At 60.3% G+C, this 20,096-nt stretch carries 17 protein-coding genes; 14 read left to right on the top strand and 3 right to left on the bottom strand.

What is annotated here, in order from left to right; genetic code table 11:
• Positions 1-19 precede the first annotated feature (19 nt).
• From OL236_RS06990 to groL, 5 genes are all read left to right on the top strand, one after another.
• Entirely contained in the window at positions 20-850 is an 831-nt protein-coding gene (locus OL236_RS06990; RefSeq protein WP_264919885.1) for an undecaprenyl-diphosphate phosphatase, read from the top strand.
• 12 nt (positions 851-862) lie between these two features.
• Positions 863-1,615 carry an exodeoxyribonuclease III gene (locus OL236_RS06985; protein WP_006193130.1) on the top strand — a complete coding sequence of 251 codons (753 nt, stop codon included), beginning with the start codon at positions 863-865 and terminating at the stop codon, positions 1,613-1,615.
• Between the two features lie 465 nt (positions 1,616-2,080).
• Positions 2,081-3,334: an ATP-binding protein gene (locus OL236_RS06980; protein ID WP_265070077.1), complete on the top strand. Its 1,254-nt coding sequence runs from the start codon at positions 2,081-2,083 to the stop codon at positions 3,332-3,334.
• Positions 3,335-3,532: 198 nt separating this feature from the next.
• On the top strand, positions 3,533-3,814 hold the full coding sequence (gene groES, locus OL236_RS06975) for a co-chaperone GroES (protein ID WP_006193124.1): 282 nt from the start codon (positions 3,533-3,535) through the stop codon (positions 3,812-3,814).
• A gap of 57 nt (positions 3,815-3,871) precedes the next feature.
• Entirely contained in the window at positions 3,872-5,503 is a 1,632-nt protein-coding gene (groL, locus tag OL236_RS06970; protein ID WP_009647022.1) for a chaperonin GroEL, read from the top strand.
• Positions 5,504-5,591: 88 nt separating this feature from the next.
• Here the strand turns inward: groL and modB are convergent, their stop codons facing one another.
• Genes modB through modA form a run of 3 tightly spaced genes read right to left on the bottom strand, consistent with a single transcriptional unit; the run spans position 5,592 to position 8,089 of the window.
• On the bottom strand, positions 5,592-6,245 hold the full coding sequence (gene modB, locus OL236_RS06965) for a molybdate ABC transporter permease subunit (RefSeq protein WP_265070076.1): 654 nt from the start codon (positions 6,243-6,245) through the stop codon (positions 5,592-5,594).
• A 9-nt stretch (positions 6,246-6,254) separates the two neighbouring features.
• Entirely contained in the window at positions 6,255-7,298 is a 1,044-nt protein-coding gene (locus OL236_RS06960; protein ID WP_265070075.1) for a sulfate/molybdate ABC transporter ATP-binding protein, read from the bottom strand.
• Positions 7,298-8,089, bottom strand: coding sequence for a molybdate ABC transporter substrate-binding protein (gene modA, locus OL236_RS06955; protein WP_265070074.1), 792 nt, complete (start codon positions 8,087-8,089; stop codon positions 7,298-7,300). The genes OL236_RS06960 and modA overlap by 1 nt, the downstream gene beginning before the upstream one ends.
• A gap of 254 nt (positions 8,090-8,343) precedes the next feature.
• On the opposite strand from modA, the gene OL236_RS06950 reads away from it, so the two are divergent.
• From OL236_RS06950 to mobB, 9 genes are all read left to right on the top strand, one after another.
• Positions 8,344-12,039, top strand: coding sequence for a nitrate reductase subunit alpha (locus tag OL236_RS06950; RefSeq protein WP_265070073.1), 3,696 nt, complete (start codon positions 8,344-8,346; stop codon positions 12,037-12,039).
• Positions 12,029-13,450, top strand: coding sequence for a nitrate reductase subunit beta (narH, locus tag OL236_RS06945; RefSeq protein ID WP_265070072.1), 1,422 nt, complete (start codon positions 12,029-12,031; stop codon positions 13,448-13,450). Before OL236_RS06950 ends, narH begins: the two co-directional genes overlap by 11 nt.
• Complete coding sequence (gene narJ, locus OL236_RS06940) at positions 13,450-13,974, top strand: nitrate reductase molybdenum cofactor assembly chaperone (protein WP_264918693.1); 525 nt, start codon at positions 13,450-13,452, stop codon at positions 13,972-13,974. The genes narH and narJ overlap by 1 nt, the downstream gene beginning before the upstream one ends.
• Positions 13,971-14,654 (top strand): respiratory nitrate reductase subunit gamma, encoded by a 684-nt coding sequence (narI, locus tag OL236_RS06935; protein WP_265070071.1) that lies wholly within the window; start codon positions 13,971-13,973, stop codon positions 14,652-14,654. Before narJ ends, narI begins: the two co-directional genes overlap by 4 nt.
• A gap of 11 nt (positions 14,655-14,665) precedes the next feature.
• Positions 14,666-15,700 (top strand): molybdopterin-binding protein, encoded by a 1,035-nt coding sequence (locus tag OL236_RS06930; protein ID WP_320109813.1) that lies wholly within the window; start codon positions 14,666-14,668, stop codon positions 15,698-15,700.
• Positions 15,701-15,708: 8 nt separating this feature from the next.
• Entirely contained in the window at positions 15,709-16,935 is a 1,227-nt protein-coding gene (gene glp, locus OL236_RS06925) for a gephyrin-like molybdotransferase Glp (protein ID WP_265070069.1), read from the top strand.
• An 87-nt stretch (positions 16,936-17,022) separates the two neighbouring features.
• Positions 17,023-18,009, top strand: a complete 987-nt coding sequence (gene moaA / locus OL236_RS06920) for a GTP 3',8-cyclase MoaA (RefSeq protein ID WP_265070068.1) — start codon at positions 17,023-17,025, stop codon at positions 18,007-18,009.
• Between the two features lie 3 nt (positions 18,010-18,012).
• Entirely contained in the window at positions 18,013-18,939 is a 927-nt protein-coding gene (locus OL236_RS06915; RefSeq protein WP_265070067.1) for an MOSC domain-containing protein, read from the top strand.
• On the top strand, positions 18,924-20,096 hold the full coding sequence (gene mobB, locus OL236_RS06910) for a molybdopterin-guanine dinucleotide biosynthesis protein B (protein ID WP_265070066.1): 1,173 nt from the start codon (positions 18,924-18,926) through the stop codon (positions 20,094-20,096). The genes OL236_RS06915 and mobB overlap by 16 nt, the downstream gene beginning before the upstream one ends.

Raw genomic sequence — 20,096 nt, 5'->3', positions numbered from 1 at the left:
CTGTGTGGATTTAAGTATTATGGAGCTTTTGAAAACGGTTGTCCTGGGCATTGTCGAAGGGCTGACGGAGTGGCTGCCGATCAGCAGTACGGGACATATGATTCTTGTCGATGAGTTCATCAAGCTCGACGTCTCGAAGTCCTTTATGGACATGTTCCTCGTCGTCATACAGCTCGGCGCCATCCTTGCCGTCGTCGTGCTGAACTTTGAGAAGCTCAACCCGTTTTCGAGCTGGAAGTCAAGCTGGGAGAAGCGTGCTACGTGGCAGCTCTGGTACAAGGTCATCCTTGCCTGCGTGCCGGCGGCGGTCATCGGACTTTTGTTCAACAAGTTCATGGAAGAGCACTTTATGACAGCGCCTGTCGTCGCGGCGACCTTGATCTTCTACGGCGTCATGTTCCTCGTCGTCGAGACGTACAATAAGCGTCGCACGCCGCGCGTGCGCGAGATCGAGCGGCTCGACTACAAGACGGCGTTCATCATCGGCCTGTTCCAGGTGCTGTCTCTCGTGCCGGGCACGTCGCGCTCGGGCGCGACGATCTTGGGCGGCATCCTCTTCGGCACGTCGCGCTATGTGGCGGCGGAATTCACGTTCTTCCTCGCCATTCCCGTCATGTTCGGCGCGAGTCTCTTGAAGATGGTCAAGTTTGGCTGGCACTACACGGGCAGCGAGATCTTGATTCTCGTCGTGGGCATGGCGACGGCATTCGTCGTGTCGATCCTTTCGATCAAGTTTCTGCTGCGCTACATCAAGAACAATGATTTCAAGGCGTTCGGTTGGTATCGCATCGTGCTCGGCATCATCGTCGTCCTCTATCTCTACTTCGTCGGCGATCCCGTGCAGGGCTGAGGGGGAAATATCATGCGTTTCGTATCATGGAATGTCAATGGTCTGCGCGCTTGCCTCGGCAAGGGCTTCATGCAGTCGTTCAAGGCGCTCGACGCCGACGTCTTCGGCGTGCAGGAGACGAAGATGCAGCCGGAGCAGGCAATCTTGGAGCTTACGGGCTACAAGCAGTATTGGAACAGTGCGGAGAAGAAGGGCTACTCGGGCACGGCGGTCTTCAGCCGCATCGAGCCGCTTTCCGTCAGCTACGGTCTCGGCATTGAAGAGCACGATCACGAGGGGCGCGTCATCGCGTTGGAGTTCGACGATCTCTACTTCGTGACAGTTTACACGCCAAATTCGCAGCGCGGCCTTGAGCGCCTCGCCTATCGCATGACGTGGGAGGAGGCGTTCCGCGACTATCTTTTGGCGCTTGACGCGAAGAAGCCCGTCGTCGTCTGCGGCGACCTCAACGTGGCGCATACGGAAATCGACCTCAAGAATCCCAAGACGAACCGCAAGAATGCAGGCTTCACCGACGAGGAGCGCGAGAAGATGACGGAGCTTCTCGCAGCGGGCTTCACCGACACGTTCCGCGCACTCTACCCCGACAAGACGGGCATCTATACCTGGTGGTCGTATCTCCGCAAGGCGCGTGAGACGAATGCAGGCTGGCGCATCGACTACTTCCTCGTTTCCGACCGCCTTGCGCCGAAGATCAAGGAGGCGACGATCCACAACGAGGTCTTCGGCAGCGATCATTGTCCTGTGGGACTGGTGCTGGGGTGAGGGGGGAAGATCGGAGAAGCGAGGAACAGCTTTGTTGCTACGCGGCAGGTCGATTTTATATGAGTTCCTAAGGGACCACTGATAAATTCAGCCACCCATCTTCACGCATCTGCGCTGTCCTCTCGTCGTCGACAAATCCTCGACGTAGCACCGCTACGCCTCCGGTTTACACTGAAACCCCAAGAGGTCAAGCCGAAGGCGCAGATCGATTGGCTGGTTTCAGGTAAGGGCGGCGCACAATGTCTACAAAGTGGACGTTTGTGCGTGTAGCTTGTCTCCTCGATAGATACAGCGCATCTGCGCAAATCTGGGCGACTTCATTTTATCAGCGTTTCCCTAAAAAAGATTTTTGCGGGCAGCCGCAAAAATCTTTTTATTTGACTGGAAAAATAATGCTGTCGGGGATATAATTATATTGAAGATTTTTTCAGTATACCGCAAAAATCTTCAATAGGAGGCTATGGAATGGAAATCAAAAGAGATCGTTATCTGAATACCCTGATCAGCAAGAAGCATAACGGGCTGATCAAGGTCGTTACGGGCATGCGACGATGCGGGAAATCGTATCTCTTGTTCAAGCTCTTCAAGGAGCATTTGCTCTCGGAAGGAACGGACGCGAATCATATCGTCGAGATCGCGTTCGATACGTTTGAAAATAAGCGATTCTGCGATCCTGTTGTGCTGTATCCGTATTTGAAGGAACAGCTCGCAGGTGAAGGGCTGTATTATGTACTGCTCGATGAGGTGCAGCTTCTGGGGGAATTTGAGTCCGTCCTTAACAGTTTGATTCGCATGGAAAATGTAGATGTGTATGTGACCGGCAGTAACGCCCGCTTTCTGTCGAAGGACGTGATTACGGAATTCCGAGGGCGCGGCGATGAGGTTCGCATGTATCCGCTGAGCTTTGCAGAATTTATGTCGGTCTATTCTGGCAGCAAATACGATGGCTGGAATGAATATATGCTCTACGGCGGTCTGCCGTTGGTGCTGAATTTTACGACGACAGAGCAGAAGATTGCTTTTCTGAAAGCACTTTTTGAGGAAACCTATATTTCCGATATTGTCGGCAGGCACAGGATACGCAACAAGACGGAACTGGAAGAGCTTTTGAACATTCTCTCTTCTGCCATCGGCTCGCTGACCAACCCGGAAAAGCTGTCGGCGACCTTTCGCTCGGTCAAGGGAAAGAAGATCAGCAACAGTACGATCAAACGCTATATTGATTATCTGTGTGATTCGTTTCTGATTGACGGTGCTCTGCGCTATGACGTAAAGGGAAAGAAATACATGGACACTCCAGTGAAATACTATTTTACGGACATGGGGCTGCGGAATGCCCGACTGAATTTCAGACAGCTGGAGGAAACGCACAGCATGGAGAATATCATCTTCAATGAGCTGAAGATCCGTGGGTTTAATGTGGATGTGGGCGTCATCCAGCAGTACGGCACGAATGATAAGGGAAGCAGCATCCGCAGGCAGCTCGAAATAGACTTCGTCTGCAATAAGGGCTCGAAGCGCTATTACATTCAGTCTGCCTACGCGCTGCCGGATGCCGCGAAGATGGAGCAGGAGCAGCGCTCCCTGATGCTGACGGGGGATTTTTTCAAGCGCATGATCATCACGAAGGACAGCCCGGCGCCGCATTATAATGAGAAGGGCGTCCTCTTCATGAATGTCTATGATTTTCTGCTCGATGAGAAGAGTCTGGAAAACTGACAACGTGCCGTTCTATTACACTTCGCGGCAGATTTTTCTCTAAAAGGTCAAAAAATCAAAAAAAGTTCTTGACTATTTGTCGAAAAATGAGTAATATAAGAACTGTGGTTAGCACTCAAGCAATGCGAGTGCTAACAAAAAAGAATTTAGGAAGAGCTGATTCGTCAGCGATTCCGTTGATTTGGGAGGAAGATAAACATGATCAGGCCATTGGGCGACAGAGTTGTCATCAAGGTTTCGGAAGGCGATATGAAGACGGCGAGCGGCATCGTGCTGCCGGACACGGCGAAGGAGAAGCCGCAGGAAGGCGAAGTCGTCGCAGTCGGCACGGGCAAGATGCTTGACAACGGCACGCGTGCGCAGATGGAAGTCAAGACGGGCGACAAGGTTATCTTCTCGAAGTACTCGGGTTCTGAAGTCAAGGTTGACGAGCAGAACTACTTGATCGTTCGCGAGAGCGACATCCTCGCGGTTCTCTGAGATTTGTCTGAGAGAGCGCAGATTCGATAGATTCGATAGATATTGGGAGGTTTTACCATGGCAAAGCAGGTTTTGTTCAATGAAGAAGCGCGCCGTGCGCTCGGCAAGGGCGTCGACGCTTTGGCAAATGCCGTAAAGGTCACGCTTGGGCCTAAGGGTCGCAACGTCGTTCTCGACAAGAAGTTCGGCGCACCGACGATCACGAACGACGGCGTGACGATTGCGAAGGACATCGAACTCGAAGATCCGTTTGAGAACATGGGCGCACAGCTCGTCAAGGAAGTCGCGACGAAGACGAACGACATCGCGGGCGACGGCACGACGACGGCTACGCTTCTCGCGCAGGCGATGATCCACGAGGGCATGAGGAACGTCGCTGCGGGCGCGAACCCGATGATCCTCAAGAAGGGCATCGACCAGGCGGTCAAGAAGCTCGTCGATGAGATCAAGAGCAACTCGAAGAAGGTCGAGGGCAAGGCGGCGATCGCGCAGGTCGCGGCGATTTCCTCGGGCGACGAGGAAGTCGGCGAGCTGATCGCAGAGGCGATGGAGAAGGTCGGCAAGGACGGCGTCATCACGGTCGAGGAGTCGAAGTCCATGGACACGAACCTCTCGGTCGTCGAGGGCATGCAGTTCGACCGCGGCTACATCTCCCCCTACATGGTCACGGACACGGACAAGATGGAAGCCGTTCTCGACAATCCGTACATCCTCATCACGGATCGCAAGATTTCGGCGATTGCCGACATCCTGCCGATTCTTGAGAAGGTCGTAAAGCAGGGCAAGGAACTGATGATCATCGCCGAGGATCTCGACGGTGAGGCGCTTGCGACGCTCGTCGTCAACAAGCTGCGCGGCACGTTCAAGGCTCTTGCCGTCAAGGCTCCGGGCTTCGGCGACCGCCGCAAGGCGATGCTCGAAGACATCGCTATCCTGACGGGCGGCACGGTCATCTCCGAGGAAGTCGGCAGGAAGCTCGACAGCGTCGAGATCGAGGATCTCGGTCAGGCGCGTCAGGTTCGCGCCTCGAAGGAAGAGACGACGATCGTCGACGGCTCCGGCGACAAGGCTGCGATCGACGCGCGCGTCGAGCAGATCAAGAAGCAGGTTGCGGAGACGACTTCGGACTTCGACAAGGAGAAGCTGCAGGAGCGCCTCGCAAAGCTCGCGGGCGGCGTCGCCGTCATCGAGATCGGCGCTGCGACCGAGGTCGAGATGAAGGACAAGAAGCTGCGCATCGAGGACGCTCTGAACGCTACGCGTGCGGCGGTCGAAGAGGGCATCGTCGCCGGCGGCGGCACGACGTTCGTCGACATCCTGCCCGCGCTTGACGCTTTGAGCGCCGAAGGCGACGTGCAGACGGGCATCAACATCGTGAAGCGCGCCATCGAGGAGCCGGTTCGCCAGATTGCGAACAACGCGGGTCTTGAAGGTTCCGTCGTCGTCGAGAACGTCAAGAAGTCGGCGAACGGCACGGGCTTCAACGCTCTGACGGGCGAGTACGTCGACATGATCGGCGCGGGCATCGTCGACCCGGCGAAGGTCACGCGCTCCGCTCTGCAGAATGCGGCGAGCATCGCGGCGATGGTTCTGACGACGGAGACGCTCGTGGCGGACAAGCCGGAGAAGGAGCCTCCGATGCCGATGGGCGCACCGGGCATGGGCGGCGGTATGCCGGGCATGATGTAAGGCGCGAAATCCATCGCGAACAAATTAAAATAGAAAGGCTTCCTGCTGCAGCGACGCTGCAGCAGGAAGCTTTTTTTGCGTCCGTATTTTAGCCGCGGCTTCGCGCGAGCCAAGCGTTCATGGCGGCGACGAAGACGAGGGAGAAGAGGACGAGAGCCGTCGCCCATTGGAAGGCGAGGTCGTAGTCGTTCGCCTGTACAGCGGCGTAGATCGCTGTGGACATCGTCTGCGTCGTGCCGGGGACGTTGCCTGCGAACATGATAGTCGCGCCGAACTCGCCGAGTGCACGCGTGAACGTCAGCACGAGTCCCGCAACGATGCCGTGCTTGGCGTTCGGCACGAGGATGCGCCAGAAGATGCGCCACTCGGAGATGCCGAGCGTGCGTGCCGCATAGACGATGTTTTTGTCGAGCTGCTCGAAGGCGCCGCGCGCCGTGCGGTACATGAGGGGCAGCGAGACGACGACGGCGGCGATGACGGTCGCCTTCCATGTGAAGACGAGCGGCATGCCGAAGTCGAGGAGCATTTGCCCTAGAGGGCTTTTCCTGCCGAATACGAGCAGGAGGAAGAAGCCGACGACGGTCGGCGGCAGCACCATGGGCAATGTGATGACGGCGTCGGCAATGCCTTGGAAGCGCCTCAGATGGAGGACGGCGTAGGCGAGGGCGATGCCGAGGAAGAAGGAGATGAAGGTGGCGACCGTCGCCGTCTTCAAGGTGATCCAAAAGGGAGAAAATTCCATGTGCGCCTCCTATCGTTCGAGCAAGATGAGCCGATCGGCGGGAAAATGCAGATAGAATTCTTTCTGCCCCAGCCCTTGCCAAGCGATTTTTTCAATCTCCCAACGCACGGGCGCGGCGTCCGAATCCGCCTTCTTCGCCATGACGAGGTAGGAAAAGGCATCCTCGATGATCTGCACGGCTTCCATGCGCGGCGTGTTTTCCGCCGCTTCTTCGCGCAGGGAAAAGAAGTGGGCGCGGATGCCGACATGGCGGAGGTTCTCGGGCACGGGGGCGGCAGAGTGCAGCGTGATTTGCCAGTCCTCGGCGAAGAGCTCATGCTCTGCCGTGCGGCGTGCGCGGGAGATATTCTTGCAGCCTGTGAGGAGCGTCGCCGCGAGTGTGCCGGGCTGCTCGAAGAGCGCGTGCTTCGTGCCGAGCGATTCGAGGGCGCCGCTGCTCAGGACGGCGATGCGATCGGCCAGGCGGTAGGCTTCGCCGCGGTCGTGCGAGACGAGGACGGCGGCGCGTCCGTAGTCGTCGAAGAGGTGTAGCAGCTCCAGCTCCAACTGCCACTTGAGGTAGCTGTCGAGCGCGGAGAACGGCTCGTCGAGCAGCAGAAGTTCGGCATCGGAGGCGAGGATGCGCGCGAACGCCGTGCGCTGTTTCTGTCCGCCCGAAAGTTCCTTGGGGTAAGAGTTTTCGAGTCCCGCAAGCGAAAAGCGCGCAAGCTCCCTTTCGAGGAGCTTGCGCTTTTCTTCTTTCGTGCCGTGCGCCGAAAACGTGATGTTCTCGGCGACGGTCATGTTGGGAAAGAGGGCGTAGTCTTGGAACAGGTAGCCGACGCGGCGCTTCTGCGGCGCGAGGTTCACGCCCTTTTCGCTGTCGAAGAGCGTGCGCCCGTTGAGCAGGATGCGACCTTCGTCGGGCTTTTCGATGCCCGCGATGCACTTCAAGGTCATGCTCTTGCCGCAGCCCGAGGCGCCGAGCAGAGCGAGCACTTCGTCGCGCACGGAAAATTCCACGGCAAGATCGAAGCCGCGCAGCTTCTTGCGGATTTTGACTTCAAGTTCCATTATTTTCCGGCGGCTTTGAAGCCGTACTTTTCAAGGATTGCCGTGCCCTTTTCCGAGGAAACGAAGTCGAGGAAGGATTTCGCCTCGTCCATGTGCTTCGTGTCCTTCAAGATGGCAGCGGGATAGATGACGGGCTTGTGCGAGCCTGCCGGAGCTTTCGCTGCGACCTTGACCTTGTCGGAAATGGCAGCGTCCGTCGCGTAGACGACGCCGCAGTCCGCGTCGCCCGTCTCCGTCCACGAGAGAACTTGGCGCACGTCGGAGCCGTAGACCGCCTTGGTCTTCACCTGGTCGAGGATGCCGAGCTTCGTGAGGATTTCCTCCGTGTACTGGCCGACGGGAACGCCCTTCGGCTCGCCGAGTGCAACGCGAGAAACCGTAGGAGTCGCAAGCGCTTCAAAGGAGGTGATCGCCTTGCCGCCATCCTTGGGAACGATGAGCACGACTTCGTTTTCGAGGAGGTTCTTGCGCGTGCCGTCAGCGAGAAGTCCCGCCTTTTCGAGCGCATCCATCTGCTTCTGCGCCGCCGAGAAGAAGAGGTCGGCGCTGCCGCCGTTCTCAATCGCCTGCTGCAGGGCGCCGCTGCTGCCGAAGTTGAAGACGAGCTTCGTCTGAGGATGCTCCTTCGCGTACTCGGTCGCCAGCTCATTCATCGCGTCGGTCAGGCTCGCGGCAGCGGAGACCTGCAGCTCGACGGAATCTTTCTTCGCGTCCGAAGCGCTCGGCGCTGTGCCGCAGCCCGCGAGAACGAAGAGGACGAGGCACGAGAGGAGAAGGGCGATTTTTTTCATGGAAAAACTCCTTTCTTCGGTGAAAATCATTATACCATATCATCTTAGTATAGCATAAGAAAAGCGACTTGCAGTAATATTTATCACTGCATATCCCATATTCGATAGAAAATTTTTCATCTGTGATATTTGTTACAGGACAAATCCGAGAAAATTTTGCTATAATAAATCGGATTAGAGAAGTTAGAGAAGTGCGGATGAAAATATCCGTATTCTTTAAGAAAATGAGATTTCCTCAGGAGGGAGATGGAGAAGTGAGCAGCATTTTCCAGAAGTTCCGTTATCTTATCCCGAAGGAGCGGACGGCGAGCGGCCACCAACAGATTCATGAGGGCGGGCGCGACTGGGAGAACATGTACCGCGACCGCTGGTCATTCGATAAGCGGGTGCGCTCGACGCACGGTGTGAACTGTACGGGGTCGTGCAGCTGGAACATCTATGTGAAGGACGGCCTCGTGGCTTGGGAGAACCAGGCACTCGACTATCCGGAGACCGCGCCCGACATGCCGGACTTCGAGCCTCGCGGCTGTCCGCGCGGCGCTTCGTTCTCGTGGTATCTCTACAGCCCGCTGCGCATCAAGTACCCGTATCTCAGGAGCGATCTCGCGGAGCTTTGGCGTGAAGCGAAGAAGAGCCATAAGACGGCACTTGAGGCATGGCGCAGCATCGCCGACGATCCCGCGAAGAAGAAGCGCTACAAGGCGGCGCGCGGCATGGGCGGCTTCGTGCGCTCGAATTGGGACGAGGTGTCGGAGCTCATCGCCTCGTCGCTTCTCTACACGGTAGAAAAGTACGGTCCGGACCGCAACTTTGGCTTTTCCGTCATTCCCGCGAAGTCTATGCTCAGCTATGCCGCAGGACTTCGCTTCATGCAGCTCATGGGCGGCGCGGGTCTTTCCTTCTACGACTGGTACGCCGATCTGCCGCCGGCAAGCCCGCAGGTCTGGGGCGACCAGACGGACGTGCCGGAGTCGAGCGATTGGTACAATGCGGGCTACATCATCACCTGGGGCTCGAACGTGCCGCTGACGCGCACGCCCGACGCACATTTCTTGACGGAGGTGCGCTACAAGGGCACGAAGGTCGTCTCCGTCGCGCCCGACTACGCGGAGTCGACGACGGTCGCCGACACGTGGATCAGCCTGCACACGGGCAGCGACGCAGCGCTCGCCATGGCGATGGGGCATGTCATCCTGAAGGAGTACTACATCGACAAGGAAGTGCCGTTCTTCGTCGACTATGTGCGCCGCTTTACGGATTTCCCGTTCCTCGTGCTCCTCGACGAGAAAGAAGACGGCAGCTTCCTGCCCGGACGCTTCCTCAACGCGAAGGATATGGGACGTGCCGACGAGAAGCACGCCGACTTCAAGTTCTACGTCGTGGATGAGATGACGGAAAGGCTCGTCGTGCCGAACGGCACGATGGGCGACCGCTGGGATCGTCAGGCGAAGTGGAACCTCAAGGAAGAGGACAGCGACACGGGCGAGGCGATCAAGGCGCGGCTTTCCGTCCTCGACGTCAAGGATGACGCGGTCGAAGTCACTCTGCCGTACTTCGGCACGGAGCGCGAGGAAATGCTCTTAAAGCGCATGGTGCCCGTAAAGAAGATCAAGACGGCGGCGGGCGAGCGCCTCGTGACGACGGTCTACGACCTGACGATGGCGAACTATGCGATCGACCGCGGCCTCGGCGGTGAGGCGGCTGCGTCCTACGAGGACGATGTGCCGTATACGCCGCATTGGCAGGAAAAGTACACGGGCGTCTCGCCCGAGCTTGCCATTCATACGGCGCGTGAGATGGCGGACAACTCGATCAAGACGGACGGCAGAACCATGGTCATCATGGGCGCGGGCATCAACCACTGGTACAACGCCGACATCATCTACCGCACGATCTTGAACCTCCTGTTCTTCATCGGTGCGGAAGGTAGGAACGGCGGCGGCTGGGCGCACTACGTCGGGCAGGAGAAACTGCGTCCGGCGGAGGGCTGGGCGCGCGTCATGACGGCGACGGACTGGCAGCCGGCGGCGCGTCTGCAGAACAGCACATCGTTCTTCTACTTCGGCACCGATCAGTGGCGGAGCGACGAGATCGACACGCAAGAGATTGTCGCGGCGACGGGCAAGCCGCGCTACCGCCACCCCGGCGACTACAACGTGCTCGCGGCACGTCTCGGCTGGCTGCCATCCTACCCGACGTTCAACAAGAGCGGGCAGAAGATCATCGACGAGGCGAAGGCGGCGGGTCATGAGGACTTCGAGGACGTAAAGAAGTTCGTCGCTGAAAGCCTCAAGAAGGGCGAGCTGAACTTCTCGGCGGAAGATCCCGACGCGCCCGAGAATTTCCCTCGCAACCTCTTCATCTGGCGCGCGAACCTCATCACTTCGTCGTCGAAGGGGCACGAATACTTCCTCAAGTATCTGCTCGGCACGAAGAACGGTCTTTTCGCCGAGGAGAAGTGCCCGACGCGCCCGACGGAGATACGTTGGCGCGAGGAGCAGGAGATCAGTCAGCCCGGCGGCGCGGCCGAGGGCAAGCTCGACCTGCTCATCGACCTTGATTTCCGCATGGCCGGCTCGGCACTCTATTCCGACGTCGTGCTGCCGACGGCAACGTGGTACGAGAAGACCGACCTTTCCTCGACGGACATGCATCCGTTTGTCCATCCGTTCCAGCCTGCCGTCGATCCCTTGTGGGAGGCGCGCACGGACTGGGACATCTTCCGCACGCTCGCCGAGGCTGTCTCGCGCGTCGCCAAGGAAGCGGGCATGAAGCCGTACACGGATGTCGTCGCCGTACCTCTGCAGCACGATACGGAAGGCGAGACGGCGCAGCCCGAGGGTCGGATTCGCGACTGGAAGAAGGGCGACTGCGAGCCGATCCCGGGCAAGACGATGCCGAACCTCGTCAAGGTGGAGCGCGACTATACGAAGGTTTACGAGAAGTGGATCGCGCTCGGCCCCAACGTGGAGAAGGGCATGGGCGCACACGGCCTCTCGTGGGAGTCGAAGGAAGACTACGAGGAGATCCGAAAGCGCAACGGCGTCATTGAAAACAAGGATTTCGTTTCTTACGGCATGCCGTCGATCTTTGAGGCGCGCCAGGCCGCCGACGCCGTCATGGGGCTTTCGTCGACGACGAAAGGCTCCGTCGCCGTGCGCGCATGGCAGTCGATGGAGAAGCGCACAGGTCTTACGAATCTCACGCGGCTCGCCAAGGATCGCGAGATCGAGCGCTTCACGTTCGATCAGGTCGCCGTGCAGCCGCGCCAGACGATCACGACGCCGACGTTCACGGGCAGCAACCGCAATCGCCGCTACACGCCGTTCACGACGAACGTCGAGGAGCTCGTGCCTTTCCGCACGGTGACGGGACGCCAGTGCTTCTACGTCGATCACGAGCTCATGCAGGAGTGGGGCGAGGCGATGGCGACGTACCGCCCGATCTTGGAGAACCGCCCGATCGAGAAGAAGCTCGGCGAGGGCAAGGAAATCACGCTGCGCTATCTGACGCCGCACAACAAGTGGAGCACGCACAGCATGTACTTCGACAGCCAGCAGCTCCTGACGCTGTTCCGCGGCGGGCAGACCGTGTGGTTCAACGAGAAGGACGCCGCCGATATCGACGTCAAGGACAATGACTGGGTCGAGCTTTACAACCGCAACGGCGTCGTCGCCTCGCGCGTCGTGACCTCGCCCCGCCTGCCGCGCGGCGTCGTCTTTATGCACCACGCGCAGGATCGCCACATCAATGTGCCCGGCTCGAAGATTTCGGGCACGCGCGGCGGCACGCACAATACGCCGACGCACATCATGATGAAGCCGACGCACATGATCGGCGGCTACGGGCAGTTCAGCTACGGATTCAATTACTACGGCCCGACGGGCAATCAGCGCGATACCTACGTCGTCGCGCGCAAGATGAAGGAGGTCGATTGGCTTGAGGATTAAAGCTCAGATAGCGATGGTCATGAACCTTGACAAGTGCCTCGGCTGCCATACTTGCTCGATCACGTGCAAGAACGTCTGGACGAACCGCGAGGGCGCGGAGTACATGTACTTCAACAACGTCGAGACGAAGCCGGGCATCGGCTACCCGAAGAATTGGGAAGATCAGGAAAAGTGGAAGGGCGGCTGGAAGGTCAAGGACGGCGAACTTTCGCTCGCCTCCGGCGCAAACAAGGCGGTGCGCCTCCTGAAGCTCTTCTACCATCCCGATCAGCCCGAGCTTGACGACTACTACGAGCCGTGGACATACGACTACGAGACGCTGATCCATTCGGGCCGCAAGAACCATCAGCCCGTGGCGCGTCCGCGCTCTCTGATCACGCAGAAGCGCATGGAGATCAAGTGGGGGCCGAACTGGGAGGACGATCTCGCGAGCGGCGAGTCGGCGCGCAGCGATCACAATTTGAAGAAACTCGGCGAGAAGATCAAGCTGGAATTTCACGATCTCTTCATGAAGTACCTGCCGCGCCTCTGCAACCACTGTCTGAATCCCGCCTGCGTCGCTGCGTGTCCTTCGGGCGCGATCTACAAGCGCGACGAGGACGGCGTCGTCCTCATCTCGCAGGACGTCTGCCGCGGCTGGCGTCACTGCGTGCCAGCCTGTCCGTACAAGAAGATCTATTACAACTGGAAGTCGAACAAGGCGGAGAAGTGCGTCTTGTGCTATCCGCGTCTGGAAAACGGCCTCCCGACGGTCTGCACCGACACCTGCGTCGGGCGCATCCGCTACATGGGCGTGATTTTCTACGACATGGACAAGGTGGAAGAGGCGGCAAAGACGGAAAATGCCGCGCACATTCCTGCGAGCGAGCGCGGCATCTTCCTCGATCCGCACGATCCGGACGTGCAGAAGGCGGCGCGTGAGGCGGGCATTTCCGATGCGTGGATTCATGCGGCGGAGCGTTCGCCCGTCGACAAGATCATCCGTCAGTGGCAGATCGCTCTGCCGCTGCATCCCGAGTACCGCACGTTGCCGATGGTCTGGTACATCCCGCCGCTCTCGCCGATCTTGAAGCATGTGGAAGCGGAGGTCTATCTGCCCGACGCAGCGGACATGCGCATCCCGCTCGAATATCTGGCGCAGCTCTTCGCGGCGGGCGACGTCGCCGTCGTCAAGAATACGCTCGCGCGGCTCTTGGAAATGCGCACGGTCATGCGCTACAAGGAAACGAAAGAGTCGCTTCCCGAAGAGCTTTCCCTGCATGAGGCGGAGTACGAGAAGATGTACCGCTTGCTTGCCATCGCCAAGCGCAAGGATCGCGTCGTCATTCCGGCGGGACTGCAGGCGGAGACGCACGAGCGTCTGCGCGAGCTGCAGGGCAGCGCGGGCTATGTCTGCCCGGGAGGTTGCTGATGGAAGAGTACAAGAAGCTGCTGAAGCTCGCGGCATATCTTTTGGAGTATCCGAGCGAGGCGTGGTGGCAGGATTTCGATGCCTGCCGCGCCGCGGCGGCAGAGATTGAAACGAAGCAGGCGCGAGAGGTCTTGGAAGAGCTTTTTGACTACGCGCAGGAGCTCGGCAATAAGGCTTACGAAGAGCAGTATGTGCGCTCTTTCGAGTTCTCGCCGAACACGAATCTTTATCTGACGACGCAGGATCGCACGGACTTCGGCAAGCAGGCGAGCGAGATGCACGTCTACAAGCAGCTGTTTCTCAAGAACGGCTTCGACACGCAGAACGAGCTTCCCGACTATTTGCCGGCGCTCTTGGAGCTTGCCGCCGCCCTGCCCGAAGAGAAGGCGGCGGAGGTCTTTCGCACGATGAAGGACAAGCTCAAGCTCCTGCGCGACCGCTTCATCGAGGCGAAGCTTGCCTATGCTTTTCTTTTGGACGTCGTGCTCATGCAGGCGGAGAGATGGGAAGGGGATGCAGCATGAATGAGTTCTTTTGGGGCGTACTGCCCTACATCGCTTTCACCGTGCTCATAGGCGGCACGATAGCGCGCTACGTCTTGATGGAGCGCGGTTGGACGACGAAATCGAGCGAATTTCTCTCGAAGAATGATTTGAAGATTGCAGGTCCGATGTTCCACCTCGGCCTCTTCATGGCCTTGGGCGGTCACATCATCGGCGTGCTCATCCCAAAGGTCTGCACGGAGGCGGCGGGAATCAACGAGCATCTCTATCACATCATCGCGCTGGCGGGCGGCATACCGGCGGGCATCCTGTTTTTCCTCGGCTTCCTGCTGCTCTTGAAGCGCCGCTTTCTGGGCAAAGACTACATGCAGGTCAACACGTCGTGCATGGATCGTTGGCTCTACCTCGTGCTCTTCCTCGCCATCCTGACGGGCTGCGCGGGGACGCTGTCGAACGCCCTGGGCGGCTTCGCTTTTGACTACCGCGCGACGATTTCGCCGTGGTTCCGCTCGCTCCTTGCGTTCTCTCCCGACGTTTCGCTGATGGAGGGCGTGCCGTTCGTGTTCCGCGCGCACATGCTGCTGTGGATGGTGACGGCGATCCTCTTTCCGTTCACGCGCCTCGTGCATTGTCTGAGCTTCCCGTTCCTCTATCTGACGCGCAGCCCCATCGTCTATCGCAGGAAGGAGAGCCGTTCGTGAGCGCCTTGGCGATGCAGGAAATCGCCGTGGAAGATGCGGTCGGGCAGATCCTCTGTCACGACATCACGGAGATCGTGCGTGGCGTGAGGAAGGGCGCACGCTTTTGCAAGGGGCATGTCGTCGAGGCGGCGGACATACCCGTGCTGCTCTCTTTGGGCAAGGAGCATCTCTACGTCTGGGAAAACGACGGCACGCTTCTGCACGAGAACGAAGCGGCGGAGATCCTGCGCGGCTTCTGTCAGAACGAGGGAATGGAAGCCTCTGAGCCGAAGGAGGGCAAGATCGAGCTTCGGGCGCTTCATGACGGCGTATTTGCCGTCGATGTCGAGCGCTTCCATCGGCTCAACGATTTCGATGACATCATGGTGGCTTGTGCGCCGCAGTACATGGCGGTCAAGAAGGGCGATTTACTCGCAGGGATGCGTGTGATTCCGCTCGCCGTGAAGAAGGATTTGATGGAAGAGGCGGCGCGAGCCGTCGGCGATGAGCCGATCTTTCGGCTTCTGCCGTACCGCTCGCTGAAGGTCGGCGTCGTGACGACGGGATCGGAGGTCGCGCACGGCAGGATCAAGGACACGTTCACGCCTGTCCTTGACGCGAAGCTTCGCGGCTTCGGGCTTTCGGTCAACGAGCACCGCATTTCTGACGACGCCTTGGAGCACACGCAGGCGGCGATTGAGGAGCTTCTTGATCGCGGCATGGACATGGTGCTGTGCACGGGCGGCATGAGCGTCGATCCCGACGACCGCACGCCCGCCGCGATCCGCGCTGCGGGTGCGGAGGTCGTGACGTACGGCGCTCCCGTCCTGCCCGGTGCGATGTTCCTGCTCGCCTATGCCGAGCGCGACGGGCGCACGGTGCCCGTGCTCGGCCTGCCGGGCTGCGTCATGTACAGTGCGGCGACGATCTTCGACATCGTGCTGCCGCGCATCTTGGCGGGCGAGCGCGTGACGCGCCGCGAGATCCGCCGCCTTGGACTCGGCGGGCTGTGTCTCGCGTGCGAGACGTGCCACTATCCGCGCTGCACCTTCGGCAAGTGGGAGTAGGTGGAGCGATGCAGGACATATCATTGGAAAAGGCGCAGGAGCTTCTTTTGCGCGAGGTGCGCGAGATTCCGCTGTCGGAAGCCGAGTACGTGCCGCTTCTCGCGGCGCTCGGGCGAAGGCTTGCCGAGGACTGCTGCGCCGCCTTCGACCAGCCGCCGTTTGACCGCTCGCCGCTCGATGGCTATGCGCTCTTGGCTGCCTGTACGCAGGGGGCGTCGGCGGACGCTCCCGCGCGCTTTCGCGTCATCGGCGAGGAGTGTGCGGGCAGCTTCTTCGCCGGCAAGGTGGGCGCGGGCGAGGCGCTTCGTCTGATGACGGGCGCGGCGATGCCCGAGGGCGCGGACACCGTCGTGCGGCAGGAAGACGTGCGCGTGGAGGGCGAGGAAATTCTCGTGCCTTATGCGCTCAAGCATCACGAGAACTTCTGCTTTCGCGGGGAGGATGTGGAAGAAGGCGCCGTGCTCGCCAAGGCGGGCGATCGTCTGACGGCGGCGCACATCGCCGTCCTGGCAGGGCAGGGGAGGAAGCGTCTTCCTTGCGTGCGCCGCGCGCGCATCGTTTTGGCGAGCACGGGCGACGAGCTTGTCGAGCCGGGCGAGTCGCTCTGCCCCGGCAAGATCTACAACAGCAATCTCTACCTGCTCGCGGCAAGACTTAAGGAGATGGGCTTCGAGGCGGAAATCCTCGGTGCGCTGCCCGACGATGCGGAGGAGATTGCGCGTGCGCTCGTGAGTTCTGCCGAGCCGCCCGATCTCGTTCTGACGACGGGCGGCGTTTCCGTGGGCAAGAAGGACATCATGCACGACGTCGTCAAGGAACTTAATGCCGAGCGTCTTTTCTGGCGCGTTCTGATGAAGCCCGGAGCACCTGCGATCGGCTATACGTTTTCGGCGGCGGGCGACTCGCGCCGCACGCTCGGCATCGCCCTGTCGGGCAATCCGTTCGCCGCTTCGGCGACGTTTGAGCTTCTCGCGCGTCCCGTGCTCGCCAAATTGACGGCGCAAGACGCGCTCTTGCCGATGCGCTGCCGCGCCGTCTTGCGGGGCGGCTTTTCCAAGGAGAGCCGCGGCAGACGCTTCGTGCGAGCGCAGTATGCGCAGGGCGAGGTGCATCTGCCCGAGAAGCATGCTTCCGGCGTGCTCTTCTCCGCCGTCGGCTGCAACGCGCTCGTCGATATTCCTGTCGGCTCGCCGCCCCTTGCTGCGGGTGCGGAGGTCGATGTCATCTTGTTGTGAAATTGTTGTGCGTTGATTGCGAGTTTGCCGATGCGTCTGCGCCCTTTGGGTCTGATTATCGGATATTCGTGGTAAGAGAGGCGTCGTATGCTTGATTTTTATCGCCGCAAAATCGAATATGTGCGCATTTCCGTGACGGATCGCTGCAATTTGCGCTGCCGCTACTGTATGCCCGCAGATGGCGTGGAGAAGCTCTCCCACGCGGACATTCTGTCCTTCGAGGAGATCGTGCGTGTCGTGCGTGCTCTCGCGCAGCTCGGCATACGCAAGGTGCGTCTGACGGGCGGCGAGCCACTCCTTCGGCGCGGCATCGTCGATCTCGTGCGCGAGATCAAGGCGGTCGAGGGCATCGAGCGCGTCGCTCTGACGACGAACGGCGTTCTCCTCGCCTACCTCGCAGAGGAACTTCGCGCGGCAGGGCTTGACGGCGTGAACATCAGCCTCGATACGCTGGCAGAGGACGCTTTCTCTGACATCACGCGCCGTTCTGCCTCGCTTCTGCCCGTCGTGCGCCGGGGCATGGAGGCGGCGCTCGTCGCAGGGCTCAAGACGAAGCTCAACTGCGTGCCGCTTAAGGGAGTCAATGAGGCGGAACTTGTTTCGCTCGCTGCCCTCGCGAAGGAGCGACCGATCGACGTGCGCTTCATCGAGCTCATGCCGATCGGCATGGCGAAGGAGGCGGGGCTGACGGGCGTGCCGACCGCTGAGGTGCGCCGCATCTTGGAGGAATCTTTCGGTGCGCTCGTTCCTGTAGTCAAAGAAACGCTCACCGGTCCCGCCGCGTGCTTTCGACCGGCAGGATTTCGCGGTGCGCTCGGCTTCATCGACGCGCTGGAGCACAAGTTCTGCAGCTCGTGCAATCGCGTGCGGTTGACGGCGGAGGGCTATCTGAAGCTGTGCCTTGCGTTGGATGCGGGGCTTGACCTGCGCACACTTCTGCGCACGGGTGCGGATGACGCGGCTCTCTTCAGGAAGCTGCGGCAGGTGATTGCCGAAAAGCCGCGCGAACATCGCTTTGAAGCGGCGGGCGGCGCGGGCGAGGAGAAGCGGCGCATGTACCAGATCGGAGGGTGAGGATTGGGAAAGATTGTAACGATTGCCGCGAGCGAGCGGCGCGGCACGAAGAAGAAACCGCTGGAAAAGGCGCTCTTTCATGTGGGGCACGGCATCGTCGGCGATGCGCACGCGGGAAAATGGCACCGGCAGGTGAGCTTTCTGGGTGCGGCGGAGATCGAGGCGTTTCGCGCCCGCGGTGCGACGGTCTCCCACGGCGATTTCGGTGAGAATATCGTCGCAGAGGGCTTCTCCTTCCGTGAGCTTCCCGTCGGTACGCGCCTCGCGGCAGGCGATGTCATCTTCGAAATCACGCAGATCGGCAAGGAGTGCCATGCGCACTGCGCCATCTACGCGGCGGTCGGCGACTGCATCATGCCGCGCGAGGGCGTCTTTGCACGCGTGCTGCACGGCGGCACACTGAAGCCCGGCGACGAGCTGCACCTTTTCGAGGGCAAGCTGCCGCTTGATGCCGCCGTCATCACGGCGAGCGACAAGGGGGCGCGCGGCGAGCGCGAGGACAAGAGCGGCGACTTGGCGCAGCATCTGTTGGAGGAGGCGGGCTATCGCATCGCACGGCGTGTGATTTTGCCCGATGATGAGGAGACGCTCGCGAAGGAGATGCAGGAATGCGCCGATCTCGGAGTCGCGCTCGTCGCCACGACGGGCGGCACGGGCTTTTCCGAGCGCGATGTGACGCCCGAGGCGACGCGAGCCGTCATCGAGCGTGAGGCGCCGGGCATCGCCGAGGCGATGCGCGCCCTCTCGATGCAGGTGACGCCGCGTGCCATGCTGAGCCGCGCCGCCGCCGGTATATGCAAGCGCACGCTGATCGTCAATCTGCCGGGCAGCGCCAAGGCTGTCGAGGAGTGCCTCGGCTTCGTCCTGCCGCAGTTGGCGCACGGCATCGAGATCCTGCGCGGCGATGCAAGCGAGTGCGCGAGAAAGTGAGGCCGCAGAGCCTCGCCGATGTGACGCTTCTCGTCGTCGCGGGCGGCAGAAGCCGGCGCATGGGCGAGGACAAGCGTTGGCTCGATGTCGGCGGCGTGCCGCTGTTGGAGGGGCTGCTGAAAAAGGCGGCTGCTGCGGGATTTGCAGAAATCTTCCTGTGCGTCGAAGAAAGGAGCGAGCACCTGCAAGCCTTGGCAAGCCGTTGTGGCGCGAGGATTCTCGTCGATGAAACGGCGGGGCAGGGGCCTGTGGCGGGGCTTTCACGCGGCCTGGCGGCGAGTTCTCATACTTGGTCCTTCGCCGTGTCGGCGGATATGCCCTTTTTCTCCTTCGACGCAGCGATAGAACTTCTGCCCAAGGCGGAGCGTATGGCACGAGCTGTCGTTCCCGTCGCCGATGGGCGTCGCGAGCCGCTTGCCGCGCTCTACCACAAGGAAACGGCGCACGTGTTCTCTACGGCTATGGCGGCAGGCGAGCGCAGCCTTCGGCGAGCGGCCGCCGCGCTCCCCTCGCTTGAAGTTTCCGTTCGCGCGGGCGCATGCTTCTTCAATGTGAACACGCCCGCCGCCCTTCGCTTGGCGCGCGGCCGAGCGGCGAACCTCGTGCGCCGCGTGCCCATCGTATCCATCGTTGCTCCCGCATCGGGCACAGGCAAGACAACCTTTGTCGAAAAGCTCCTGCCGCTCTTGACCTCGCGCGGCGTGCGCGTCGGCGTCGTCAAGAGCGATGCGCACGGCATTGTCCTGAACGACGAGGCGAAGGACAGCGGACGCTTCCGCGCGGCGGGCGCGTCGAGCGTCGCCGTCGTCGCGCCTGCGGGTTTCTGGCTCTACGAGCGCACGCAGGAGAAGCTCTCGCTGGAAGCGGCCGCCGCACGCATGACGGGTGTCGATCTCGTGCTCATCGAGACGCGCTCACACGGCGTATTTCCCGCCTTGTCGCTCTGGCGCGAGCTGGAAGAGCCGCTGCTCGACGAGCGCGTCGCGGCGCTCTTCTCCTCTTGCCATGAGCGGCAGGCGGAAGGGATTTTGCAGCTTGACCTCGAAGCTATGGAGGATGCCGCACATCTCGTCCTTTTTCTGATGGGGCGGGAGGAAGGATTCGATCTGCATCGAATCGCATGGGACGGCGGCCATAGCGGAAAGAGAGGCGCATAG

The organism is Selenomonas sputigena (assembly GCF_026015965.1).
Taxonomy (GTDB): domain Bacteria; phylum Bacillota; class Negativicutes; order Selenomonadales; family Selenomonadaceae; genus Selenomonas.
The sequence above is the reverse complement of the archived record's forward strand: the minus strand, read 5'-3'. Positions and strand labels throughout refer to the sequence as shown.

Coding starts and splice junctions, on each gene's coding strand:
- OL236_RS06990 (WP_264919885.1), top strand. CDS start 20: ATGGAGCTTTTGAAAACGGTTGTCCTGGGCATTGTCGAAGGGCTGACG.
- OL236_RS06985 (WP_006193130.1), top strand. CDS start 863: ATGCGTTTCGTATCATGGAATGTCAATGGTCTGCGCGCTTGCCTCGGC.
- OL236_RS06980 (WP_265070077.1), top strand. CDS start 2,081: ATGGAAATCAAAAGAGATCGTTATCTGAATACCCTGATCAGCAAGAAG.
- groES (WP_006193124.1), top strand. CDS start 3,533: ATGATCAGGCCATTGGGCGACAGAGTTGTCATCAAGGTTTCGGAAGGC.
- groL (WP_009647022.1), top strand. CDS start 3,872: ATGGCAAAGCAGGTTTTGTTCAATGAAGAAGCGCGCCGTGCGCTCGGC.
- modB (WP_265070076.1), bottom strand. CDS start 6,245: ATGGAATTTTCTCCCTTTTGGATCACCTTGAAGACGGCGACGGTCGCC.
- OL236_RS06960 (WP_265070075.1), bottom strand. CDS start 7,298: ATGGAACTTGAAGTCAAAATCCGCAAGAAGCTGCGCGGCTTCGATCTT.
- modA (WP_265070074.1), bottom strand. CDS start 8,089: ATGAAAAAAATCGCCCTTCTCCTCTCGTGCCTCGTCCTCTTCGTTCTC.
- narJ (WP_264918693.1), top strand. CDS start 13,450: ATGGAAGAGTACAAGAAGCTGCTGAAGCTCGCGGCATATCTTTTGGAG.
- narI (WP_265070071.1), top strand. CDS start 13,971: ATGAATGAGTTCTTTTGGGGCGTACTGCCCTACATCGCTTTCACCGTG.
- OL236_RS06930 (WP_320109813.1), top strand. CDS start 14,666: ATGCAGGAAATCGCCGTGGAAGATGCGGTCGGGCAGATCCTCTGTCAC.
- glp (WP_265070069.1), top strand. CDS start 15,709: ATGCAGGACATATCATTGGAAAAGGCGCAGGAGCTTCTTTTGCGCGAG.
- moaA (WP_265070068.1), top strand. CDS start 17,023: ATGCTTGATTTTTATCGCCGCAAAATCGAATATGTGCGCATTTCCGTG.